This is a genomic window from Ruegeria sp. AD9, assembly GCF_056542305.1.
On the sequence record NZ_JBQFZP010000002.1, the window covers coordinates 272,566 to 295,073 of the forward strand.

The following is a 22,508-nucleotide window of genomic DNA, read 5'->3' on the forward strand; positions in this document are numbered from 1 at the left end:
ATAACTTTGCAAAGTCATTGGGGCAAGCGGTTACAGCCCTAATTGCCGTTCTCTTCGTACGACAGTTGAAATTGCGACGATCGCTAGAACGGCTGTTGCCAGCATCAGCCAAAGCAGCGGCATCGCGCCGGTTTCACGCGTCAGCAAGGCACCTGCCAGCGCGCTCAGCCCGGCTCCGCCGCCCAACATGATGGCGCCACTCAGGCCCGAGGCGGTTGCAGCCAGGTGAGGGCGCACTGATAGCGCGCCCGAGGTTGCGTTGGGGATGACCATGCCATTGCCGACGCCCACAAATGTCATGAACCCAAAGAAACTAAGTGCGGTTCCGCGGTCCGCTAAAAACAGCAATGCCGATACAGCGACGCCAAACGCATTGAACAGGCTTCCCCACAGCACCATGCGGTTCACGCCGAACCGTACTGAAAACCGCCCACTCATAAAGTTACCTACAAAATACCCAACCGCAGGTGCGCCAAAATAAATGCCAACCTGTGCCGCGCTCAAGCCGAACAGTTCTGTGCCAATGAACGGTGCGCCGCCGAGGTAGGCGAAAAACGAACCCGAAGAGAAGGCGCAAGCCAGTGAGTACCCCCAGAACCGTGGCGAGGTTAGAAGTTCGGGGTATTCCTTGAATTGCTGGACAAGTGTCTTGCCGCTTTTTGCCGATGTTTCCCCAAAGTCCGAATAGGTCAGTGCCATAGTCAGCAGACCTACGGCAAAGGGCAGCCAGAAATTCGCTTTCCAACCAAAACTCACTTCCAGCAAGCCGCCGATGGCAGGGCCAATCATTGGAACCACGGCCATGCCCATCGTCACATAACCGATCATCGAGGCAGCTTGATCCTGATCGTACATATCCCGCACCGCAGCGCGGCTGAGAACCATACCGACGACCACAACCGCCTGACACATCCTGAACGCCAGAAAAACCGTAGCATTGGGGGCAAAGATGCATCCCAGGGTTGCCATCAGGAACAGGCCAAGGCCCCAAAGCAAAACCGGCCGTCTGCCTGCCTGATCCGCGATTGGACCTATGAGAATTTGCAGAATGGCATTGATCAGCAGATAAAGCGCAATCGACAGCTGCATGACCTTGTAATCGGTTTCGAAATACTCGGCCATGTTTGGCAGGCTGGGCAGAAACAGGTTCATGCTCAGGGCGGAAAGGCCCGAGAGTAAAACAAGCGTCGCCAATGTGGGTGGTGTGCGGTGGACCGCGTCAGAGCTGAACTGCATGGTTCACATGTATAGCCGTGGATTTTCGGATTGCCAGTCATTCGCAGAATTGCTCGTGAAAATTCGCAGTTTTGCAGTTTTCCAAATTACTGTTGCTGAAATTTTGCAAATTTGCCGAAAATAGCTTTGGATGAGAGGCCCAAACAGGTAGGGTCCCGGCAAATTTATAAGGGGATAGTCGTCATGAAAGACATTCTTTCCGAATTGGAAGCCCGCCGTGATCACGCACGTCTGGGGGGCGGGCAGAAACGGATCGATGCCCAGCACGCGCGCGGCAAGCTGACCGCACGTGAACGGATCGAACTTCTGCTGGACGAGGGCAGCTTTGAAGAGTTTGACATGTTCGTCAGCCACCGCTGCACCGATTTTGGGATGGAAAAACAAAAGCCTGCGGGTGACGGTGTCGTCACCGGCTGGGGCACGATAAACGGGCGCATGGTTTATGTGTTCAGCCAGGATTTTACCGTCTTTGGCGGATCGCTGTCAGAAACCCATGCTCAGAAGATCTGCAAGATTATGGACATGGCGGTGCAGAACGGTGCGCCGGTGATTGGCATCAACGATTCGGGCGGCGCGCGCATTCAGGAAGGTGTAGCTTCGCTGGCAGGTTATGCCGAAGTGTTCCAGCGTAACATCATGGCTTCGGGCGTGGTGCCGCAGATCAGCGTAATCATGGGCCCCTGCGCCGGTGGCGCGGTGTACAGCCCGGCGATGACCGACTTTATCTTCATGGTCAAAGACACCTCTTACATGTTCGTGACTGGCCCGGATGTGGTGAAAACCGTAACCAACGAAGTGGTGACTGCCGAGGAACTGGGCGGGGCTTCGACCCACACCAAGAAATCCTCGGTCGCTGATGGCGCGTTCGAAAACGACGTCGAAGCTTTGGCCGAGGTGCGGCGCCTGGTGGACTTCCTGCCCCTCAACAACCGCGAAAAGCCGCCCGTGCGCCCGTTCTTTGACGAACCCGGCCGGATCGAGGCTTCGCTGGACACTCTTATCCCAGAGAATCCGAACACCCCCTACGACATGAAGGAACTCATCGCCAAAGTAGCGGATGAAGGCGATTTCTATGAAATTCAGGAAGATTTTGCCAAGAACATCATTACCGGGTTCATCCGGTTGGAAGGTCAGACCGTTGGCGTCGTCGCAAATCAGCCGATGGTGCTGGCCGGGTGTCTGGATATCGACTCGTCACGTAAGGCTGCGCGCTTTGTACGCTTCTGTGACTGTTTCGAAATCCCGATCCTGACACTGGTCGACGTTCCTGGCTTCCTTCCGGGAACAAGCCAGGAATATGGCGGCGTCATCAAACATGGGGCCAAGTTGCTCTTTGCCTATGGTGAGGCGACCGTTCCGAAGGTTACGGTGATTACCCGAAAGGCTTATGGCGGTGCTTATGACGTTATGGCCTCCAAGCATTTGCGCGGTGATTTCAACTATGCCTGGCCCACTGCCGAAATCGCGGTCATGGGGGCCAAAGGGGCGACCGAGATCATTCATCGCGCCGATCTGGACAATGCGGACAAGATTGCGTCTCGCACTAAGGATTACGAAGACCGATTTGCAAATCCCTTCGTGGCAGCCGAGCGCGGCTTCATCGATGAGGTGATCATGCCGCATTCGACCCGCCGACGTGTGTCCCGGGCATTTGCCAGCTTGCGCGGCAAACAACTGAAAAACCCGTGGAAAAAGCACGACAATATCCCGCTGTGATCCTTCTGGGGGCGGGGTGATCTGCCCCGCTCAATCTTTGACCCTCACAGCGGTTCCGAGGCTGAAACCCCCTCAAATTGAGGCGGAATTGACAAAAACCGGCAAATAGTAGAATGATCCGACCCGTCAGACATAGAACCGCGCAGACCAATCGTACTGCGCGCGCGACCCCGGAAGGAGGAGCTCGCCGCTGGTGGGTCCGGGGCCGCGCCATTTGTCTGATTGCTCTCACCTTCAGCCATCCAGCTTTTGCGGACACCGATACGTTGCTGCCGGTGCCGTCGGGCCAGCCAGTGCAACTGAGCGATGTCCTGCTGGACAACAATCCAGGCGAGCTTTGGCTGCGCTTTCGCTTCATCGCGCCCAGAATAGGCGCGTCAGTGGGGCGGATCGGGTATGATGTGGCGTCGAAGGATATGGAGCACCTGTGCCAGATTCTGGCCGTTCCATATGTCGCGCAGCATGAATTGCAGCCGGCGCGTATCGTGATCTCTTTGTCCGATCGTCCGGTAGAGTTTGGTGATGCCGCCCCTGATGCGACCCAGTTTTTTGAGGCCTACCGGCTGGAGCAGTCCCAGTGTATCTGGGAGGGGCTTTGACCATGAACGCAGGAATCCATGAGTACAAAGCATCTCAGACCAACTGTGCGGCTTTGGAGGTGCGCATCATGAACCCATCCCATTTCGGGCTCGAATTGCTTTTGTCTGCAAGTATGACACAAGGGAGCCTTTCATGCTGAAGCATCGTGGTTTTCCCGGTCGCCTTTCAGGCACAGACTTTCAGTTCACCATTCGTCGCGCCAACCCAAAGGGCGCTACACCGTTAACGCGGCGCGAGCGGTTTCGGGACCGTAAACCTGCGGACAGGCGCGCTGATAGTGCGTTCATGGAAGCCCTTTGGGCCCATTTCGGTGACCAGCCGTTTGAACGGGGTAATCTGGATGCGGGGCGTTTGAGTTGGCTGTTCGGGCGCGAAGTCATCCCGGCAGAAGACCCCTTTGATCCGGCCAGCTATGATGCCTTGCTTGTCATCGACGTAAACGCTGCGCGCGCGTCCTTCCCGGACATCATCGACGGGATGGACTGATTGTGACATTCGCAGCCGCACATAATCCAATCACTGCCAGTTTCGGGAAATTCCTGCCCGAAACCGGGCAGGAATCATGTGTGGTCTCAGAAGTTCAACTGGGCTGCAAGCTGAACGCGGCTGCCGTCAAAGGTTCTGCCGGTGGGCGCGTCATTCCGCTCGCCATAGATGTATTCGGCGCTGAGCGTCAGACTGTCTGTCGCCTTGTAGAACGCGTTGACATGGATGGTTTCCAGTTCGGTGAAGGACAGCGTGCCGGTCGAGGTCGGCAGATCATAGTCTTCACGACCGTAAGCAATGCCGACATTCCATTTTGCACCGATGTCCTGCCTGAATTCCACGGTATAGCCATCCACATCGTTGGCCTGCCCACCGACAATGGCATCGCCGAGACCGATCAGGTACGGGCCAAGCGCCTCACCTGTGACGTAGTTGACCTGGAACAACCCGCCTTGCCAGGGGCGAATGCCGCCGGAAAGCGTAAAGCCGGTTTGATCCACTTCGACATTGCCGGAATTGGCTTTACCGTACAAAACGGCACCACGGGCAATGTACGTACCGTCGTAATATTCCGCCGAGGCCGTCAGGACGGGATCATCGGAATTCGACCCGCTGACGTTCTCTTCGATCGAGACCGCAAACTGTGCATTGCTGCCAAGCTGTCCGGTGTATCTCAACTGTGGGACACGAGCGAATGCGATACCCACCGGGCCGTTGAATTCGACAGTGGTCGGGTAGGTGTCCAATGGTTGGAAGTTGGTCCAGTACTGACCAATCAGGAACTGATCGCCGATGGTGATGTTGGCATGGCGAATGCGCAATTCAGCCGTGCCGCCGGAACCGAACAGGTCAAGCTCAAGCTGTCCGCCAATGTCACCGATCCCGCTTGGGGTGGTGGTACGCAATCCGATCCGCGATTGGCGAACGGTTGCCCCGAAGGTGCCGTCTGTCGCGGCCGAGGGTTCACCGATAACATTCACGAACGCCGTATCCCCCTGATCGTAGTCGAAGTCATAGAAGAAATCGGCCTTCACGTATCCGTAAACGTCCAGAACGGTGTTGCCGATGCGGAAATCTCCGTTGGCGGGGCCGCTTTTGTCGGCTTCCAGCGCCTCGACCCGGGCGCGCAAAGCGTCGAGTTCGGCCTGGGTCTGGGCGTCCTGGGCGACAGCAAACGTGCCGGTCACACTGAGCGCAGAGGCAGCGAGCAGGAGTGCCTTTTTTCTAGTCATAGTCATGTGGGTGTTCCTTTGAGTGCGAGTGTGCCCAAGGACCGTTTCACGCAGCAGAAATCTTTGGAAATCACGAGAAAGAGAATTGAACCGACTGATTTCTCAAGAAAATGTGCCTTTTTTGGCTTCTTGAATCACGGCGTCTTGAACCTGTCATCTAACGCGCTGCTGCGCCGTAATTCCTTCGCCGGTGGAGTGGCGGCGATTCGTGATGCTGCAACTGCAGAAAACATCGGAAGCGGTCCGTTTTGTAACAAAACTGTGACGGTGAACGGGTCTTTCGCGCTGGTATTTCACTTGAATGCTGTCGGCACGAAGTTGCGCGCCATATTGCGGCTTGGGCAGAAACCAGCCGAGTTGTCCCAGGGAAACAATACTGTGTTTGCTCAACAGATTGTGCCGTGCAAACTGAATGGGCCGTGCGGCTCTACTTTGCCTGCGCCGCACATGCACCTACTATTCCGTACCCCTTCCTTGCGCGGGCAGGCTTGTGTTCCCCACATAGACCTGTCCGCGTTTTTCTTTTTGGCTTCCACGGCCAAAGAGAAGCGAAAACCTGCACAAAACCTGCCTGCAATTGCATTGATATTGAATAACAGGCCCGATTTCGCGCATCTGATCCCAAACGAACCAAGAAAACTAAAAGGGCAGACACAATGCGATTCTCGAAACTCATCCTTGTTGCGGCGACCTGTGCGGGTCTGGCCGCGTGCGGTGACACTACGGGCGAACAGGCACTCCTCGGCGGTGGTGCCGGGGCTGTGGGGGCTGCGGTCCTCAATGCCGACCCGCTGTTTGGTGCGGCCGTTGGCGCAGCGGGCAACGTGCTGTACTGCAAGACGCAGAACACCTGTAACTAACGCAAATCTTTCGGGGCGTCTGGCGCCTCAGCCATCATTGCGCATCACGCCGTCGTGGGGATCGTTCCCTGCGGCGGCGTTTTGCGTTTCCGGAACACCAAGCCAAAGGACGTTTCATGTTCAATAAGATCCTGATCGCCAATCGGGGCGAGATCGCCTGCCGGGTCATCAAGACCGCCCGCAAGATGGGTATCGGCACCGTTGCCATTTATTCGGACGCGGACAAGAACGCGTTGCATGTGTCGATGGCCGACGAAGCCGTGCATATCGGTCCGCCCCCGGCGAACCAGTCCTACATTGTGATCGACAAGGTCATGGATGCCATCCGCAAAAGCGGCGCGCAGGCGGTTCATCCCGGCTATGGCTTCCTGTCGGAAAATTCGAAGTTCGCCGAGGCGCTCGAGGCCGAAGGTGTCGCCTTTGTCGGCCCCCCTGTTGGTGCAATTGAAAGCATGGGCGACAAGATCACTTCGAAGAAGATCGCACAGGAGGCCGGAGTTTCGACGGTTCCGGGTTACATGGGGCTGATCGAAGACGCGGACGAGGCGGTCAGGATCTCGAACGACATCGGTTATCCGGTCATGATCAAGGCCAGCGCCGGTGGTGGTGGCAAGGGTATGCGCATCGCGTGGAGCGATGAAGAGGCGCGCGAAGGCTTTCAGTCGTCCAAGAACGAAGCCGCAAACTCGTTCGGAGATGACCGGATCTTCATCGAAAAATTCGTAACCCAGCCGCGCCATATCGAAATTCAGGTTCTGTGCGACAGTCACGGAAATGGCATCTACCTGGGCGAGCGCGAATGCTCGATCCAGCGCCGGAACCAGAAAGTGGTGGAAGAGGCACCGTCACCCTTCCTTGATCCTGAAACCCGCAAGGCGATGGGTGAACAGGCTGTCGCTCTGGCCAAGGCCGTGAACTACGCAAGTGCAGGTACGGTCGAGTTCATCGTGGACGGAAACAAGAACTTCTACTTCCTCGAAATGAACACGCGCCTGCAGGTGGAACACCCTGTTACGGAACTGATCACTGGCGTCGATCTGGTCGAGCAGATGATCCGCGTTGCAGCGGGTGAAAAGCTGTCGATAACGCAGGATGACGTGACCCTGACCGGCTGGGCGATTGAAAACCGTCTGTATGCGGAAGACCCGTATCGCAATTTCCTGCCGTCGATCGGTCGTCTGACCCGGTATCGCCCGCCGCAGGAAACCGCGGCCGGTCCGTTGCTGGTCAACGGCAAATGGCAGGGTGAAGCACCCGATGGTGAAACCGCCGTGCGCAACGATACCGGCGTCTACGAGGGCGGCGAGATCAGTATGTATTACGATCCGATGATCGCCAAGCTCTGCACCTGGGCGCCAACCCGTGAAAAAGCCATCGAAGCGATGCGCGTTGCGTTGGACAGTTTCGAAGTGGAAGGCATCGGTCACAACCTGCCGTTCCTGTCGGCAGTGATGGATCACCCAAAATTTGTCAGCGGTGACATGACAACGGCCTTTATCGCTGAAGAATACCCAGACGGGTTCGAGGGCGTCACGTTGCCCGAAGCTGATCTGCGCCGGATTGCTGCGTCCTGCGCGGCCATGCACCGCGTCGCCGAAATTCGGCGCACCCGTGTGTCGGGCCGGATGGACAATCACGAACGCAAAGTAGGCAAGCGCTGGGTTGTGACATTGCAGGGGCAGGATTTCGCCGTGCAGGTCAATGCCGACAAAGAGGGGTCAACGGTCAAGTTTGAGGACGGACCGTCCCTGCGTGTCGCCTCGGACTGGACGCCGGGCGATCAACTTGCGGTTCTGGACGTGGATGGAAGCCCGCTGGTTCTGAAAATCGGCAAGGTCTCGGGCGGTTTCCGCGTTCGCAACCGGGGCGCTGACATGAAAGTGCATGTGCGCCGCCCACGGCAGGCGGAACTGGCCAAACTGATGCCGGAAAAACTGCCGCCTGATACCTCGAAGTTGCTGCTCTGCCCAATGCCGGGCCTAGTCGTGAAGGTCGATGTCGAAGTGGGGCAGGAAGTGCAGGAAGGTCAGGCGCTTTGCACGATTGAGGCGATGAAGATGGAAAACATCCTGCGTGCCGAAAAGAGGGGCGTGGTGGCCAAAGTCAATGCAGGCCCCGGTGACAGCCTTGCTGTGGACGACGTAATCATCGAGTTCGAGTGACCATGTTGGCGCTTTCGATATACATTCCAACGTTCTCGGCGCATCGCGCCGGGGCCATTGGGTGTGGCGAAAGCGTTCAGCCCCCTTCGCGCCGGTCGCGGATCTCGCGTTCGCGCAGGGGGGTCTTGTCGATAGACCTGCCAATCTCACGCACGCTCCACGGGCTGGGTTTGCGCAATTTGACCACACCGTCCTTGTCGACGAACACCATCTGGAAACCACGCGGCCGCAGCTTGGTCCGGATCGGAGACCGGGCAGACGGGTCCGTGTCTGTTAGCACGATGACATCGCGGTCGCGCATGGCTGCTTCTTCTGCGACAAGCATATCGATCTGCTGCTGGAACCGCGGATCGGCAGGCGTGTCAGCAAAAACCACGATGGGGCGTTTGACCCACAAGAACTCGCTGAGTTCACTTTCACCCACCGGGCGGACAAAACTGTCATCAGACGGCGCGGTTCCGTCTGCCGCCAGGGCGGCCAGAGGGATTAGTGCCGAGAAAACAAAGGCAAGCGTGCGTGTCATGTGGCCTCCTGTTCTTTCGAATATAGCCCCTGTGCCCGCGATTGCGACCGGCGATTTGCGCCGGGTGACCACATTTTCGCGCTTGCACCTAAATGAACAGGCCAAGTGCAGGACTTTGGCGCGGACGCTTTCAGCGACCGCCATCCGTATTGACGAGAGGAAATCGAAATGACCGACACGAAGGACTGGAAAGCGCTTGCCGAGAAAGAGCTGCGCGGACGTCCGTTGGACGACCTGACCAAGGAAACGCTGGAAGGTATCGCGGTCAAACCGCTTTACACCCAGGAAGACACCGCCGATCTGCCGCATATGGGGTCTTTGCCGGGGTTTGGCCCGTTTACCCGCGGTGTCAAGGCCACGATGTATGCCGGGCGTCCATGGACGATCCGCCAGTATGCGGGCTTTTCGACCGCCGAGGAATCGAACGCGTTTTACCGACGCAACCTGGCAGCAGGCCAGCAAGGCGTTTCGGTTGCCTTCGATCTGGCGACACATCGCGGCTATGACAGTGATCACCCGCGCGTTGTTGGCGATGTCGGTAAGGCAGGCGTTGCGATCGACAGTGTCGAGGATATGAAAATCCTGTTTGACGGCATCCCGCTGGACAAGGTCTCGGTCTCGATGACCATGAATGGCGCGGTTGTTCCGATCCTGGCAAGTTTCATCGTTGCGGGTGAAGAACAGGGTCACGACAAGTCTGTCCTTTCCGGCACCATTCAGAACGACATTCTGAAAGAATTCATGGTGCGCAACACCTATATCTACCCGCCTGAACCGTCGATGAAGATCATCTCGGACATCATCGAATACACGTCGAATGAGATGCCCAAGTTCAACTCGATCTCGATCTCGGGCTATCACATGCAAGAGGCCGGGGCGAACCTTGTTCAGGAACTGGCCTATACGCTGGCCGATGGGCGCGAATACGTCCGTGCCGCGACTGAGGCCGGAATGGACGTGGACAAGTTCGCGGGCCGTTTATCGTTCTTCTTCGCCATCGGCATGAATTTCTTTATGGAGATCGCCAAACTGCGCGCCGCACGCACGCTGTGGCATCGCGTCATGACCGAGTTTGGGGCAAAGTCCGAACGTTCAAAGATGCTACGCACCCATTGCCAAACTTCCGGCGTTTCGCTTCAGGAACAAGACCCTTACAACAACGTCATCCGTACCGCCTATGAAGCGATGAGCGCAGTTCTGGGTGGCACCCAGTCGCTTCACACAAATGCTCTGGACGAGGCAATTGCGCTGCCCACCGATTTCTCGGCCCGCATCGCGCGAAACACGCAGCTTGTGCTTCAGGAAGAAACCGGTGTGACTGATGTGGTCGATCCGCTGGCCGGTTCTTACTATGTCGAAAGCCTGACCAATGAACTGGTCGAAAAAGCTTGGGACCTGATGCAAGAGGTCGAGGAGATGGGTGGCATGACCAAGGCCGTTGCCTCGGGTATGCCCAAGCTGCGCATCGAGGAAAGCGCAGCCCGCCGTCAGGCCATGATTGACCGGGGCGACGAAGTGATCGTCGGCGTCAACAAATACCGCAAGGAACAGGAAGACCCGATCGACATTCTGGATGTCGACAACGTCGCCGTTCGCGAGGCGCAGGTGGCGCGGCTGGAACGCATTCGCGCGACCCGTGATGAAGCCGCGTGCCAAGCCGCGCTGGACGCCCTGACCAAGACCGCCCAAGAGGGCGGAAACCTGCTGGCCGCTGCGGTCGAAGCCGCCCGCGCCCGTGCATCCGTAGGAGAGATCAGCATGGCAATGGAGAAAGAATTCGGCCGCCACCGCGCCGAGGTGAAAACCCTGGCCGGTGTCTATGGCGCTGCTTATGAGGGCGACGAAGGCTTTGCCGCGATCCAGAAATCCATCGAGGACTTTGCCGAGGCCGAGGGTCGCCGCCCCCGTCTGCTGGTGGTCAAGATGGGGCAGGACGGGCATGATCGCGGTGCCAAGGTTATCGCCACGGCCTTTGCTGATATCGGTTTTGATGTGGACGTTGGCCCGCTGTTCCAGACACCTGCCGAGGCCGCGCAGGACGCGGTGGACAATGACGTGCATGTGGTCGGCATTTCCTCGCAGGCGGCGGGGCATAAAACACTGGCACCGCAGCTGGTGGAAGAGCTGAAGAAAGCAGGGGCCGACGATATCATCGTGATCTGTGGCGGGGTGATCCCGCAGCAGGATTACCAGTTCCTGTATGACCATGGGGTCAAGGCTATCTTTGGTCCGGGCACCAACATTCCCGAGGCCGCTCAGGACATTCTGCGCCTGATCCGCCAAGCACGGCCCTGACCCAAGGCAAGACTTTCAACGAAAGCTCTTGTGATCCCGCGCCAATGGCGAAAACATGCGACCGGATCCCTTCGGGGCCGGTCGTTTTTCGCAGGAGGGTGCGCATGTTACTCGATCATCTGGCCGTTGCGGGCGAAACGCTTGAAGAAGCGTCTGCGCATATTGAACAGGCGCTTGGCGTTGCGCTGCAACCCGGTGGAAAACACGAAAAATTCGGTACACATAACAGGCTGCTGGGTCTCAGGGATGGGCTCTATCTCGAAGCGATTGCCATCGATCCGCAGGCGCAACCTCCGGGCAGGCCGCGATGGTTCGATCTGGACAATTTTCAGGGCGGCCCGCGTTTGACGAACTGGATATGCCGGGTCGAGGATATCGAGGCCACGCTGTCGATCTTCCCAGATGGTACCGGAGAGCCCATCGACCTGACCCGCGGCGCGTTGCAATGGCGCATGGCGGTTCCGCCAACGGGGCGCTTGCCGTTCGACAATCTGTTTCCCGCCCTTATCGAATGGAAAGGCGACCTGCACCCAGCAAACATGTTGCAGGACAGCGCGTGCCGGTTGCGACGCCTGGTTGTCTATCACCCCGACGCCCTGACACTGGCCCGTCAACTGGGTGAACTGGATCATGTGGTGTTCGATACCGGCCCCGCGGCTTTGCAGGCAGAGATCGAGACACCTCATGGGCTTCGGGTGCTGGGATGAACATTCGCCCGGCCACAGCGTCAGATGCACCAGCCATTGCCCGGATCACCAATGCGATCATCCGGGACACTTTGGTCACTTTCACGACGGACGAGCGCAGCGCCGCCCAGATTGCCGAAGATATCAAGGCACGCGTGCCTGGTTATCTGGTTGCCGAGCACGACAGCCACGTTATCGGCTTTGCCACATATGGCCCTTTCCGAACCGGGCCCGGTTATGCGCAAACATGCGAACATACGATCCAGCTGTCACCGGATGCGTGGGGCAAAGGGGTGGGACGTGCGTTGATGTCAGAGCTGGAGGAAATCGCGCAATCCCAAGGCGTTCATGTTCTGGTCGCGGGCATATCCTCGGCCAATCCGGGGGCTGAGGCGTTTCATGCCGCACTTGGCTATTCGAAAGTCGGGGTGATGCCCGAAGTCGGCTTTAAGTTCGGCCAGCGGCTGGACCTTGTGCTGATGCAGAAAATTCTTGGTGCTGAATGACCTGTTGCACCTGACAGTCCCGAATTGTGACGCTAGGGTGCGGTCATGTCGATCTGGACTCGCATATCCGATGCGCTGAGCGCGCTTGCACAAGGCGAAAGCCTGACCGCAGTTTTTGAAGAACTACGCTCGCCACCGGAGCGGTCCGTGGCCTTTACGATTGCGGTCATCGCACTGGGTGCCAAAATGGCCAAGGCAGACGGTCAGGTGACCCGTGATGAGGTCACCGCCTTTCGCGACGTGTTTCAGATCGCGCGCGAAGATGAGGAAGGTGCAGCCCGAGTCTTCAACATGGCCCGTACGGACGTGGCGGGATATCAGGACTACGCGCGCAAAATCGCACGCATGTTCTCGGAAGACAGCACAACCCTGTGTGACTTGATGGAGGGGCTTTTTCACATTGCGATGGCGGACGGTTTCTATCATCCGAACGAAAACGCATTTCTCGAAGATGTCAGCCAGATCTTCGGACAAACCGACGCGCAGTTCAAAGCACTGCGGGCGCGTTTTGTCCCCGATGCGCCAAACGATCCTTATACGGTACTGGGCGTTCCGCATGACATGCCGCTGCCCGATATTCGCAAGGTCTGGCGGCAGCTGGTTCGGGAAACGCACCCCGACGCTATGATGGCCCGGGGTGTCCCCGAAGAGGCGATCCGGCTGGCCGAGAAAAAGATGATCGACATCAATCGTGCCTGGGATGAAATCAACGGTGCGCGGGCCTGATCAGATGCGGCTGGCGACCTATAATATCGAATGGTTCGCCAATCTGTTTGACCAGAAAGACAGGCTGATCGTCGATGACAGCTGGTCTGGCAGGCACGACGTCACCAAAGCGCAGCAGGTCGAAGCGATTGCCAAGGTTCTGACCGCAATTGACGCTGATGCGATTGTGATCGTCGAGGCGCCCAACACCGGCAGACGCCAGAACACGGTTCGGGCCCTGCAAGCCTTTGCCGAAGCGTTCAACTTGCGCACGTCTGATGCGGTGATGGGCTATGCAAACGACACGCATCAGGAACTGGCATTGCTCTATGACAGAACGGTGCTGAGTGTTCGCCATGACCCCAAGGGAGATATTGCAGATACGGCAGCCCCCCGGTTCGATGGCGTGTTCAAAATCGACCTCGATATTGATGCGACCGAGGACGTCGTGCGGTTCTCCAAACCGCCGATGGAACTGGCGGTGACGACGCAAGCCGGGCACAACATCCGCCTGATCGGGGCACATCTGAAATCCAAGGCACCGCACGGTGCCGAATCGCGGGACGAGGCGATCCGGATCTCGATTGCCAATCGCCGCAAGCAGCTGGCGCAAGCGATCTGGCTTGCACGGCGCGTCGAATGGCATGTTGCGCAAAATCAGCCCGTCATTTTGCTGGGCGATCTGAACGATGGCCCCGGGCTGGATGAGTTTGAGCACCTCTTTGGCCGCTCGTCGGTCGAGGTATTGCTGCAAGCCGGATTGTTCGATCCGAACGCCGTCACAGCCTACAGGTTTCGGCCCGGGCCGGTGCCTGCCACTGCGCGTTTTGCCCGTCCTGAGGAAGGTAAGTTTCTGGACGCTTTGCTGGATTACATAATGATTACCACGGACCTGCAAGCATATCGCCCGTCCTGGCGTATCTGGCACCCGTTTCAGGATGCCGCCTGTTGGGCTGAACCGGAATTGCGGCAGGCGCTTTTGACGGCCTCCGATCATTTTCCGGTCACGCTTGATATTGAACTGTGACCTTTCCAGCCTGCCACACGGGCCTTATATGTCAGGTATGAAACGCATCTTGCTGATCAGTACGATCTCAGTGTTCCTTGCCGCGCCTGCAATGGCGCAGGAAGACAATGAAAAATCCCTGATGGAACAGGGGGCCGAACTGTTTTTCGAAGGTCTGCGCAAGGAAATGGAACCGGCATTGGAAAACTTGCTGGGTCTGGCGGAAGAGCTTGGCCCGGCGATGCAGTCATTCTTGCAGCAGATGGGCCCGGCGCTTGCTGAACTGGCGGCTGAGGTCAGGGACTGGAGCGTTTATGAGCCGCCCGAGATTCTACCCAATGGCGATATCATTATCCGCAAAAAACCGACCCAAGAGCCATCTGAGCCTGAAAAGCGGGATATCGAGGTGCACGAAGGACCTACAGATATCTGACCCACTCAATTGTCAGCCTTTGACAATCACGCGAGTCTGAGATTTCAGCGCTGCTGCCAAGGCGCTTAACCGGGCTTCTGCCACTTCGCTGAACAGGGGGGCTGCGGCCTCGGGCAGATACAGTTCCAGCTCTCGCTTTTTTGGGAAAAACTTGAGCTGCCCCATATTGGCATCGTTGTGCATCCACAGCATCGCGCCAAACCGCATGGCCTTGCCCAGAATCTCGGCCTGTTTCTGGCTTTTTTCATCCAGCAATTCGTAAAGCCGAGAGAACCGGTTGCCTTCCCGTTTGTTGCGATAGCGGTGTTGCAGTGCCAATCCGATGAAGACACGCTCGGAGTGCTTCAAACCACCCAGATTGGCGCGCGTGACGTTGTCGAAACACACCTCGGCCCGATAGTCGGGATGCGCGCGCCAGCTTACATCGTGCAGCAGGCAGGCCGCCTTGATCAGGCGCACCCTGCTGGGCGGTGCGGATCTGAACAGCGGGATGACAAAATCATAGAGATTGCTGCCAAATCCGGGCAGGCGGGCGTCCTTTGCTTCCGAGAACCGGCTGGCTTCGATCAGCGGGTCGCGGTCGCGCACTTCCTGCGGCATCTGCTCATACAACAAGCCCTCGCGGATACCATAGCTTGAGATGGCGATATCTTTGGGTTTGAACGTGCGGATCAGCCGCGCCAGAACATCCATCGCATATGGGATAAGCGCCATGCGCGAACTGGACACGCCCGCCTGAGCACGCAGCTTTTCGCTATCGTGTTTTTCGATGTATTTGATCGTCTCGCGCACCTGTTTGGTGGTCATGCGGTATTCATGCAGCACGTTCAGCGGATAGCCCCGCCGCAGCATGTCCAGCCGCGCAAAGGCCCGCCAGCTGCCGCCGACCAGAAATAAACGGTCCCGCTGCTGGCCCATCTGATTGCGCAGATCCTCCATCGTTTCCTTGATATGCGCTTTTCGCGCACGTCGCCCGCCTTTGATGTCACGCAGTTTCAACGGCCCAAGCGGCGAGGTCACGCGGCGGCCGACCTGACCACCGCCTATTTCGGCCAATTCCATCGACGACCCGCCGATATCGCAGATCAGTCCATAAGCTCCGGGCCACCCCAACAAGACACCCTGCGCCGACAGGCGGGCTTCTTCGTCACCGTCAATGATGGCCACCTGCAAACCGGTTTCAGCCTGCACCTGATCGCAGAACTCGGGCCCATCCGAGGCTTCGCGCACAGCAGCGGTGGCCACAACATGTAAACCGGGCAAATCCAGATCCATTGCCAGGTGCTGGAACCGTCGTAGGGCCGACAAGGCGCGGTCGCGGCCACGCGGGTTCAGTCGTCCGGTTTCGGACAGGCCTGCCCCCAGTTCGCACATGACCTTTTCATTGTAGAAATAGGCCGGTGATCGCGCCGCCCCGTCGAAAATGACCATCCGGACCGAGTTCGACCCGACATCGACAACCCCGACGCGGGATAGTGCCCGTGCATCCGGTTTGTCAAACAGGGGCTTTCCGATTGTTCCCCAGTCCGGGATATCGGTTTCGACGGTCTGATCCATGTGCCTTCCAGATTGTCCTGTTTGAGGATGCGAAATTGACGTCAGCGGGTCAATCATTGGTCTCGACCTCATCCGGAGCCGTGTTCAGTACGCGAATGGCCAGCGCGCGTGTAATGTCGCGTTTTTCCGCCAGGGCCAGTTGGTCCAGTTGGGATACAACGTCGGCTGCGCTTTCAAACCGCCGGTCCATATGCTTGACAAGATAGGCGATGACATCGGGGCCGGGGTTGAGCTGCCTGTCGACAAACAGCTTGGCAAGAACCGCGCCCAGCAATGCGTCGTCGGGCGGATCCAGTGCGACGTGATGGGCACCTTCGACCCGGCTTTGCAGGTCGGCCAGCGGCAACTCCCAGAATTTTGGTGCAAGACGGCCGGTCATCAGCAAGGGGAGCCCCTCGGCCAGAACAAGGTTATGCAGGTGGAACAGCGTTTTTTGCTGCTCGAGATCACCGGCTATCAAAGGCACGTCTTCGACCGCGATCGGCATACGCGCCAGGTCTGGCACATCGTCATATCGCAGGTCTCTGGCCTGAAGGATACGCCCGCCGGTTTCAGCGGCCCAGACATGGGCCAGATGGGTTTTGCCCGCGCCGGAGGGCCCGCTCAGTACCAGCTTGTTGCCGGGCCATGACGTGGCCGAGATCATTGCCACCGCCAGCGCATTGGCCGGTGACACAAAGAAATCCTCTCGCCCGAGCGCAGTTTTGGCGGGCAGATCAAAGCTGAGTTGTCGGGCCATTTACTCGGTTTCCTGATCCAGACCTTCAAGACCAGTGTACAATCTGCTGTCGAGGTATAGCGATGTGGCAAAGCGGGCCAACACGCCCAATGCCGCGGCGACCGGGACAGCGATCAGCATGCCGACGAAGCCGAACAGCGCGCCAAAGACCGACAGGGCCAGCAGCAACCAGACTGGATGCAGCCCGACAGAGCTGCCGACCAGCTTGGGTGTCAGGAAATTGCCCTCGGTGACCTGCCCAATGGCAAAGATACCCGCGATAAGCCCGATATGAGCCCAGTCGCCCCAGAACTGAAACAGCGCAAGCCCGATGGCCAGCGAGCCTCCGATAAGGGCGCCCAGATAGGGAATGAACGTGACCAAGCCCGCGATAAAGCCCACAATCAGACCGAATTGCAGGCCAGCAAGCATCAGTGCGACCGCGTAATAGCTGCCAAGGATTAGGCAGACCGTTCCCATGCCGCGCACGAACGAGGCCAGAACCGCGTCGATCTCACCCGCCAGCCGCCTGATGATGGGGGCGTGGTCACGTGGCAGCAGCTCTCCGATGCGGGCGGTCATGCGATCCCAGTCCAACAGCAAGTAAACGGCAACGACCGGGACAATGACCAACAGAACAACGATGTTGATCGCGGAGCCCAGCGAGGTCAGCAGCGTCTGCATAACGTCCCCGGTCTTGGATTTCAGCGTTTCGCCAAAGGACACCAGCATCGCGTGCGTGCTCGAGTCCCGGTCAAGCAAGGACGGGAACTGTTTTTCTATGAAACTGCGCAATTGTTTGAACAGATCGGGCAGTACATCGACAAGATCCAGCAACTGGGTGATCAACGCAGGGACCACCATCAGAATTGCCAGTACAAACCCCAGAACACCGACGACCGTGATGACTGCCGTGGCGGCCATACGCGACAGGCCCAACCGCTCCAGCCGGTCAGCGACCGGATCCAGGAAATAGGCAATGGCCCCGCCGATGACAAAAGGCAGCAAGACATCCCCAAGCGCCCACAGGATCAACGCGAAAACCGCAGCGGCGATGCTCCAGTATCTCAGCTGATCCTTAACCGGCAAAGCCATGGCGATCCCCTTGTTCAGGCCCTTGCAGGTGTTCTTGGCGCATCAAAGCCCATGATGCAAGCGGTTCATGGCGCTTGGGTTTGCAGGGGTCAGCCGCGCAAGGTTCCCAATTCAGGTGTGTCTTCGGTGGCGGTCTCATCGGGCCAGTTCGTGCGCCAAATCTCGGCCGACCAGTGACCACAATGAACCGCCGGACGGTCAAAGCCGGGCAGGGGCGGCAGCAAAGGCGCGACGACGATGTCGTGACGGGGCACCGCGAAATAGGGAAAAGAATACCGTTCCCGCCCCGATCGGTTCACAACCCGATGCGGCGTGGATTTCAACCGCCCGCCCGACCACAGCTCCAGCATGTCACCGATATTCACCACGAAACCACCGGGCGGGCAGTCGGGCGTGATCCAGCCGCCGCTGCGGGTCTGCACCTCAAGCCCGCCCACCGGATCGGGGGCAATGATGGTCAATGCGTCAGTATCCTTGTGCGGATGGATGCCATAGCCTGCCTCATCCTCGGCCTGTGGCGGGTAATGCAGCAGGGTCATGTTGGTCATCGGGGCCCGGAATGCACTGCGCAGCGCGTCGGCTTTCAGATCCAGTCCCGCCTCTAACGCGCCCAGCAACAGATCGGTGACGCGATCCAGTTGCCGCCAGTAACCCAGAATGACCTCTTTCGCACCGGGTACACCGTCGGGCCAGAGGTTTGGCCCGTATAACGCGCAATCCTCACGCACCGGGTCGTCTGCTGCGACCTCGTGATGCAGTTTGTACCCCTCGTACTTGTCGGCCTTGCCCGAGCCATCATTGGGTGTGAAAAACCCCATGGGTATATAGCCGCGATAGTTGGCGCGGGTGATGGCCTGATCCCATTTTTGCGCGTCATCGACGGCAAAAATCTCTCGGGTGATCTGGCGCACCTGATCCACGGTCTGCCGGGATACGCCTGTCCCGGTGATCGACAAAAAGCCGATCCCCTGACAGGCCGCAAGGATGTCACGGACCGTCGCGTCATAGGCTGCGGTTCCCGGGGCAGTCAAAGGCGCGATATCAATCGTTGGGATACTGTCCATCAGTGAATCCTCACCCCCTGGCGTTGCAATTCAGCGCGAACCGGTGCCAGATTCAGCTGGTCCAGCTCCTGATTGCTTTTCAGTGAGACCGCAGCGGCGATGCCCGCGCCCTGACCCATGACCGCGCAACAAGCCATGTTTCGGGTTGCGGCATGTGCCACCCGATCCGCGCCATGCGACCGTCCTGCAACCAGCAGGCCTTTGATGCCCTTGGGCAGCATCGACCGATAGGGGATTTGCATGTACCGTCCCGTAGTTGGCAGGATCAGGATGCCATAGCCGTCGATGAACTCGGGATAGATGCCGATCGTATCCTCGAACCGGCCCTGATGGCGGGCATCGTTTTCGGTCATGTTGTAGACCGCGTCGATCTTGCGGGTGTCGCGGATGCCGATGGTCATACCGAAATTCCGCAAACGAGCGTTTTCGCAACCGGGCATGAACCGTCGCAGCGCCTCGATGGCCAGCATGGTCTGGCGGCGACCTTCAATCTCGCCGCGCGTCAGGCTGTCGGGATCGGTGCCGTCAACCTCGGCCAGATGGATGAGGTTCATGTATGTCAGCTCGCCCGTGTCATGCATCGCGCCCCAGGTGCCGGCGATGGTGTTCAGATGCGGCGGGATCAGCCCCTGATCGATTGCTTGCTGGAACGGTTTGTGCACGAAGGGTGAGAACATGTCGTCCTCTTTACCCGAGGTCTCAATGTTCCACTCTCCGCCGCCGCCCCAATCCTTGTAGGTCTGCGGGTCAGCTTTTACACCTTCCATAAAGGCCCGCTTGTCGACGCCCGCCAGGTGAAACATGACCGAGGCCGCCATCATGTCCTCGCGCGGAGTTTTGTGGGTCGGCGCACCCGCGCGATGGGCCACATCCGCGTCGCCGGTGGCATCGATGACGACCTTGGCCAAAATCGCTTCGCGCCCGGCCTTGGATTCTGTGATGACACCGGTGATCCGGTCGCCTTCCAGGATCGGGGACACGAATTGCCGATGCAACATCGGATGCACGCCCGCTTCTTCGACCAGCTTGTCGGCCACCAGTTTGAAGCCTTCGCTGTCCAGCTCATAGCTCAGGGACTGGCTTTCCGGAACGGCGGCTCCCATCTCCTTGGCGCGGGTTTCAAACTCCATCCCGATGCCGCCTGCCTCGACGGTTTGCTCGTGCCGGTACCAGGCAAATCCTTCGACGCCGACGGCAGTGATATTGCCGCCCATGCAGCCGAAACGATCAACCAAAGATACCTCGGCCCCCGCACGTGCCGCTGCAAGCGCTGCGGCCAACCCGGCGGGGCCGGAACCGACGACCAGAACATCGGTTTGATGAATGACGGGGATTTGGCGTGCGGGTTCCTGAATGGTCTGCATCGGCGCCTCATGGAATTTGCGTTTCCGCTACCATGGCAGTCCCGATTGGCGGGTCAATCAAAAAACCGACTGCCGCAAGGTCGGAAAACACCAATGCGCGATTGCCCCCGGCAGGGCTTTGGCATAATCACCTGTCCAGTCGAATTCTTACCTTTGAAGGTCCGTCCATGCGCCTGAGCCGTTACTTTCTGCCCGTTCTCAAGGAAACCCCGTCCGAGGCTCAGATCGTCAGCCACCGGCTGATGCTGCGTGCAGGGATGATCAAGCAGGCCTCTGCCGGGATATATTCCTGGTTGCCGCTGGGCTTCAAAGTGCTGCGCAAGCTGGAAAACATCGTCCACGAAGAACAGGCGCGGGCCGGTCACATCGCGATTCAGATGCCTATAATCCAGTCGGCGGATCTGTGGCGTGAATCCGGGCGCTATGATGACTACGGTCAAGAGATGCTGCGGATGAAGGACCGTCATGACCGCGACATGCTGTTCACGCCTACGGCCGAAGAACTGGTGACAGATATCTTCCGCGGCCACGTGAACAGCTACAAAGACCTGCCGCTGACGCTCTACCAGATCCAGTGGAAGTTCCGCGATGAAATCCGCCCGCGTTTTGGCGTGATGCGGGGGCGCGAGTTCTATATGAAGGACGGATACAACTTCGACCTGACCAAGGAAGATGCGCTGCACGCCTATAACCGCCATCTGGTCAGCTATCTGCGCACTTATGAACGGATGGGACTTCAGGCGATTCCGATGCGCGCCGATTCAGGCCCCATCGGTGGCGATGACACGCATGAGTTTCTGGTTCTGGCCGATACCGGTGAATCCGAGGTTTTCTATGACAGCGCCGTCACCGACCTGACCTTTGGCGATCGTGAAATCGATTATGACAACCGCGAACAGTGTCAAGCCATTCTGGAAGAGTTCACTTCGAAATACGCCCGCACTGATGAAACCCACGATGAAGCTCTGTTCAACCAGATCCCCGAAGAACGCCGCCGCGTGGCTCGCGGCATTGAGGTGGGCCAAATCTTCTACTTTGGCACCAAATACTCCGATCCCTTGGGCGCAACTGTCCAAGGCCCGGATGGCAAACCGGTTCCGGTTCACATGGGCAGCCATGGTATCGGTGTCAGCCGCCTTGTAGGAGCCATCATTGAGGCCAGCCATGACGATAAAGGCATCATCTGGCCCGAGGGCGTGACCCCGTTCCATTGCGGTATCGTCAACCTCAAGCAGGGCGATGACGAAGCCGATGCAGCTTGTGACAAGATCTACACGGCGCTGACGGCTTTGGGTCTGGAACCGCTCTATGACGACCGCAATGAACGTGCTGGCGGCAAATTCGCCACGATGGACCTGATCGGTTTGCCCTGGCGCATCACGGTTGGCCCGCGTGGTCTGAAGAATGGTGTGGTTGAACTGACCTGTCGCCGCACTGGCGAAAACGAGGAACTGAGCCCCGAGGCGGCCGTTACCAAAGTTGCTGAGATTTACCAGCGGATCGCATAAGCGACCATCAGTTGCTGCTGCGAGGTGGTGTTGAAACTCACCCTGTGATCTGGATGGGGTGCCGGAGGCTCAGACCTGGCGGCCCTTCCCAAGCTACCTGAATACCGACCGCGTCAGTCGGTCGGTTCTCAGTTTTGATCCGACGTCGGGCGCTCGGCCAGGACGTTTCCGTTGGCTCCGTCACCTGTCGCCACAACAATCGGACGGCCAAGGCGGCTGATCAGTTCGCGAAACTCGATATCCAGAAAGCGCAATCCGCAAATCCGCGCATCAGTTGCCCGATCCGTGATACACAAACGGCCTTGCCGGAAAACCAGACGATATCCTTTGTCTTTCAGGATGTCTGCCAAATTGCCCCAGCTTGCCGCGGTGACAAAGATTGGCCGAATGGCCGCGCGCAGCAAGGCTGCGGTTTCACAATCTAATTCTGTTGAAGCCTGACGGGTCGAAATTGCACCCGCACCATTGGTTGAAATTTGTAAATTCATTGAGCGACCCCCGCTCTTTAAATGTGTTCCCCCATGGTCAGGGTGGCAAAGTTTCTGAAAATAATCAAAAAGAGTAATAAAATTTCGCACTTATTGTTGCCTTTACGATTCAGTGGCTCACGATGCGCGATGATTAACGTCATACCTGAAACAATCACCTTCTGTCTGTGATGCGCTTCACAACTCATGGTGTAGCGCCCGAATTGAAAGACACCTGTTTTGCACATGTATTTTGGTCATGTCCCGAAACGATTCGGCTCATTCAGGC

Annotated in this window: 21 protein-coding genes; 12 read left to right on the plus strand and 9 right to left on the minus strand. The window is 58.2% G+C overall.

The window, feature by feature from the left end:
- Positions 1-30: 30 nt before the first annotated feature.
- The gene (locus ACR0AM_RS04360) at positions 31-1,236 is read right to left on the minus strand and encodes a multidrug effflux MFS transporter (protein ID WP_480475827.1); all 1,206 of its coding nucleotides are present in this window, start codon (positions 1,234-1,236) and stop codon (positions 31-33) included.
- Positions 1,237-1,419: 183 nt separating this feature from the next.
- On the opposite strand from ACR0AM_RS04360, the gene ACR0AM_RS04365 reads away from it, so the two are divergent.
- The 3 genes from ACR0AM_RS04365 to ACR0AM_RS04375 all read left to right on the plus strand — a co-directional run bounded on the left by ACR0AM_RS04365 (position 1,420) and on the right by ACR0AM_RS04375 (position 4,038).
- Positions 1,420-2,952 (plus strand): acyl-CoA carboxylase subunit beta, encoded by a 1,533-nt coding sequence (locus tag ACR0AM_RS04365; protein WP_480622217.1) that lies wholly within the window; start codon positions 1,420-1,422, stop codon positions 2,950-2,952.
- Between the two features lie 113 nt (positions 2,953-3,065).
- A complete protein-coding gene (locus tag ACR0AM_RS04370; RefSeq protein ID WP_480622218.1) occupies positions 3,066-3,551 on the plus strand; it encodes a DUF6497 family protein in 486 nt (161 codons plus the stop codon).
- 133 nt (positions 3,552-3,684) lie between these two features.
- Positions 3,685-4,038, plus strand: a complete 354-nt coding sequence (locus ACR0AM_RS04375; protein WP_209504586.1) for a hypothetical protein — start codon at positions 3,685-3,687, stop codon at positions 4,036-4,038.
- Positions 4,039-4,124: 86 nt separating this feature from the next.
- On the opposite strand, the gene ACR0AM_RS04380 is transcribed toward ACR0AM_RS04375, so the two are convergent.
- On the minus strand, positions 4,125-5,276 hold the full coding sequence (locus ACR0AM_RS04380; protein WP_480622219.1) for a DcaP family trimeric outer membrane transporter: 1,152 nt from the start codon (positions 5,274-5,276) through the stop codon (positions 4,125-4,127).
- 650 nt (positions 5,277-5,926) lie between these two features.
- On the opposite strand from ACR0AM_RS04380, the gene ACR0AM_RS04385 reads away from it, so the two are divergent.
- Together ACR0AM_RS04385 and ACR0AM_RS04390 are read left to right on the plus strand one after the other, a co-directional pair.
- Positions 5,927-6,130: a hypothetical protein gene (locus ACR0AM_RS04385; RefSeq protein WP_267365672.1), complete on the plus strand. Its 204-nt coding sequence runs from the start codon at positions 5,927-5,929 to the stop codon at positions 6,128-6,130.
- A gap of 116 nt (positions 6,131-6,246) precedes the next feature.
- Positions 6,247-8,292 (plus strand): ATP-binding protein, encoded by a 2,046-nt coding sequence (locus tag ACR0AM_RS04390; protein WP_480622220.1) that lies wholly within the window; start codon positions 6,247-6,249, stop codon positions 8,290-8,292.
- Between the two features lie 76 nt (positions 8,293-8,368).
- Here ACR0AM_RS04390 and ACR0AM_RS04395 read toward each other — a convergent pair whose 3' ends face one another.
- Positions 8,369-8,815, minus strand: a complete 447-nt coding sequence (locus ACR0AM_RS04395; protein WP_480475841.1) for a DUF4174 domain-containing protein — start codon at positions 8,813-8,815, stop codon at positions 8,369-8,371.
- Between the two features lie 168 nt (positions 8,816-8,983).
- Between ACR0AM_RS04395 and scpA the strand changes: the two genes are divergently transcribed.
- The 6 genes from scpA (at position 8,984) to ACR0AM_RS04425 (ending at position 14,446) form a co-directional block, all read left to right on the plus strand.
- Positions 8,984-11,110, plus strand: coding sequence for a methylmalonyl-CoA mutase (gene scpA, locus ACR0AM_RS04400; RefSeq protein ID WP_480622221.1), 2,127 nt, complete (start codon positions 8,984-8,986; stop codon positions 11,108-11,110).
- A 104-nt stretch (positions 11,111-11,214) separates the two neighbouring features.
- The gene (locus ACR0AM_RS04405; RefSeq protein WP_480622222.1) at positions 11,215-11,817 is read left to right on the plus strand and encodes a VOC family protein; all 603 of its coding nucleotides are present in this window, start codon (positions 11,215-11,217) and stop codon (positions 11,815-11,817) included.
- A complete protein-coding gene (locus ACR0AM_RS04410; protein ID WP_480516224.1) occupies positions 11,814-12,302 on the plus strand; it encodes an N-acetyltransferase family protein in 489 nt (162 codons plus the stop codon). Before ACR0AM_RS04405 ends, ACR0AM_RS04410 begins: the two co-directional genes overlap by 4 nt.
- A 45-nt stretch (positions 12,303-12,347) precedes the next feature.
- Entirely contained in the window at positions 12,348-13,028 is a 681-nt protein-coding gene (locus ACR0AM_RS04415; protein ID WP_480622223.1) for a TerB family tellurite resistance protein, read from the plus strand.
- Positions 13,029-13,032: 4 nt separating this feature from the next.
- A complete protein-coding gene (locus ACR0AM_RS04420) occupies positions 13,033-14,034 on the plus strand; it encodes an endonuclease/exonuclease/phosphatase family protein (RefSeq protein ID WP_480622322.1) in 1,002 nt (333 codons plus the stop codon).
- Positions 14,035-14,071: 37 nt separating this feature from the next.
- Positions 14,072-14,446, plus strand: a complete 375-nt coding sequence (locus ACR0AM_RS04425; protein ID WP_480622224.1) for a hypothetical protein — start codon at positions 14,072-14,074, stop codon at positions 14,444-14,446.
- A 12-nt stretch (positions 14,447-14,458) separates the two neighbouring features.
- On the opposite strand, the gene ACR0AM_RS04430 is transcribed toward ACR0AM_RS04425, so the two are convergent.
- The 5 genes from ACR0AM_RS04430 to ACR0AM_RS04450 form a co-directional block, all read right to left on the minus strand.
- Complete coding sequence (locus ACR0AM_RS04430; protein ID WP_480622225.1) at positions 14,459-16,003, minus strand: Ppx/GppA family phosphatase; 1,545 nt, start codon at positions 16,001-16,003, stop codon at positions 14,459-14,461.
- A gap of 49 nt (positions 16,004-16,052) precedes the next feature.
- Positions 16,053-16,742, minus strand: a complete 690-nt coding sequence (locus ACR0AM_RS04435) for an HdaA/DnaA family protein (protein ID WP_480475853.1) — start codon at positions 16,740-16,742, stop codon at positions 16,053-16,055.
- Entirely contained in the window at positions 16,743-17,816 is a 1,074-nt protein-coding gene (locus tag ACR0AM_RS04440) for an AI-2E family transporter (protein WP_480475855.1), read from the minus strand.
- Positions 17,817-17,905: 89 nt separating this feature from the next.
- Positions 17,906-18,880, minus strand: a complete 975-nt coding sequence (locus ACR0AM_RS04445; protein WP_480622226.1) for an isopenicillin N synthase family dioxygenase — start codon at positions 18,878-18,880, stop codon at positions 17,906-17,908.
- Positions 18,880-20,244: an FAD-dependent oxidoreductase gene (locus tag ACR0AM_RS04450; RefSeq protein WP_480622227.1), complete on the minus strand. Its 1,365-nt coding sequence runs from the start codon at positions 20,242-20,244 to the stop codon at positions 18,880-18,882. Before ACR0AM_RS04450 ends, ACR0AM_RS04445 begins: the two co-directional genes overlap by 1 nt.
- A gap of 167 nt (positions 20,245-20,411) precedes the next feature.
- Between ACR0AM_RS04450 and proS the strand changes: the two genes are divergently transcribed.
- The gene (gene proS, locus ACR0AM_RS04455; protein WP_480622228.1) at positions 20,412-21,752 is read left to right on the plus strand and encodes a proline--tRNA ligase; all 1,341 of its coding nucleotides are present in this window, start codon (positions 20,412-20,414) and stop codon (positions 21,750-21,752) included.
- Between the two features lie 128 nt (positions 21,753-21,880).
- On the opposite strand, the gene ACR0AM_RS04460 is transcribed toward proS, so the two are convergent.
- On the minus strand, positions 21,881-22,240 hold the full coding sequence (locus ACR0AM_RS04460) for a hypothetical protein (protein ID WP_480622229.1): 360 nt from the start codon (positions 22,238-22,240) through the stop codon (positions 21,881-21,883).
- Positions 22,241-22,508 lie beyond the last annotated feature (268 nt).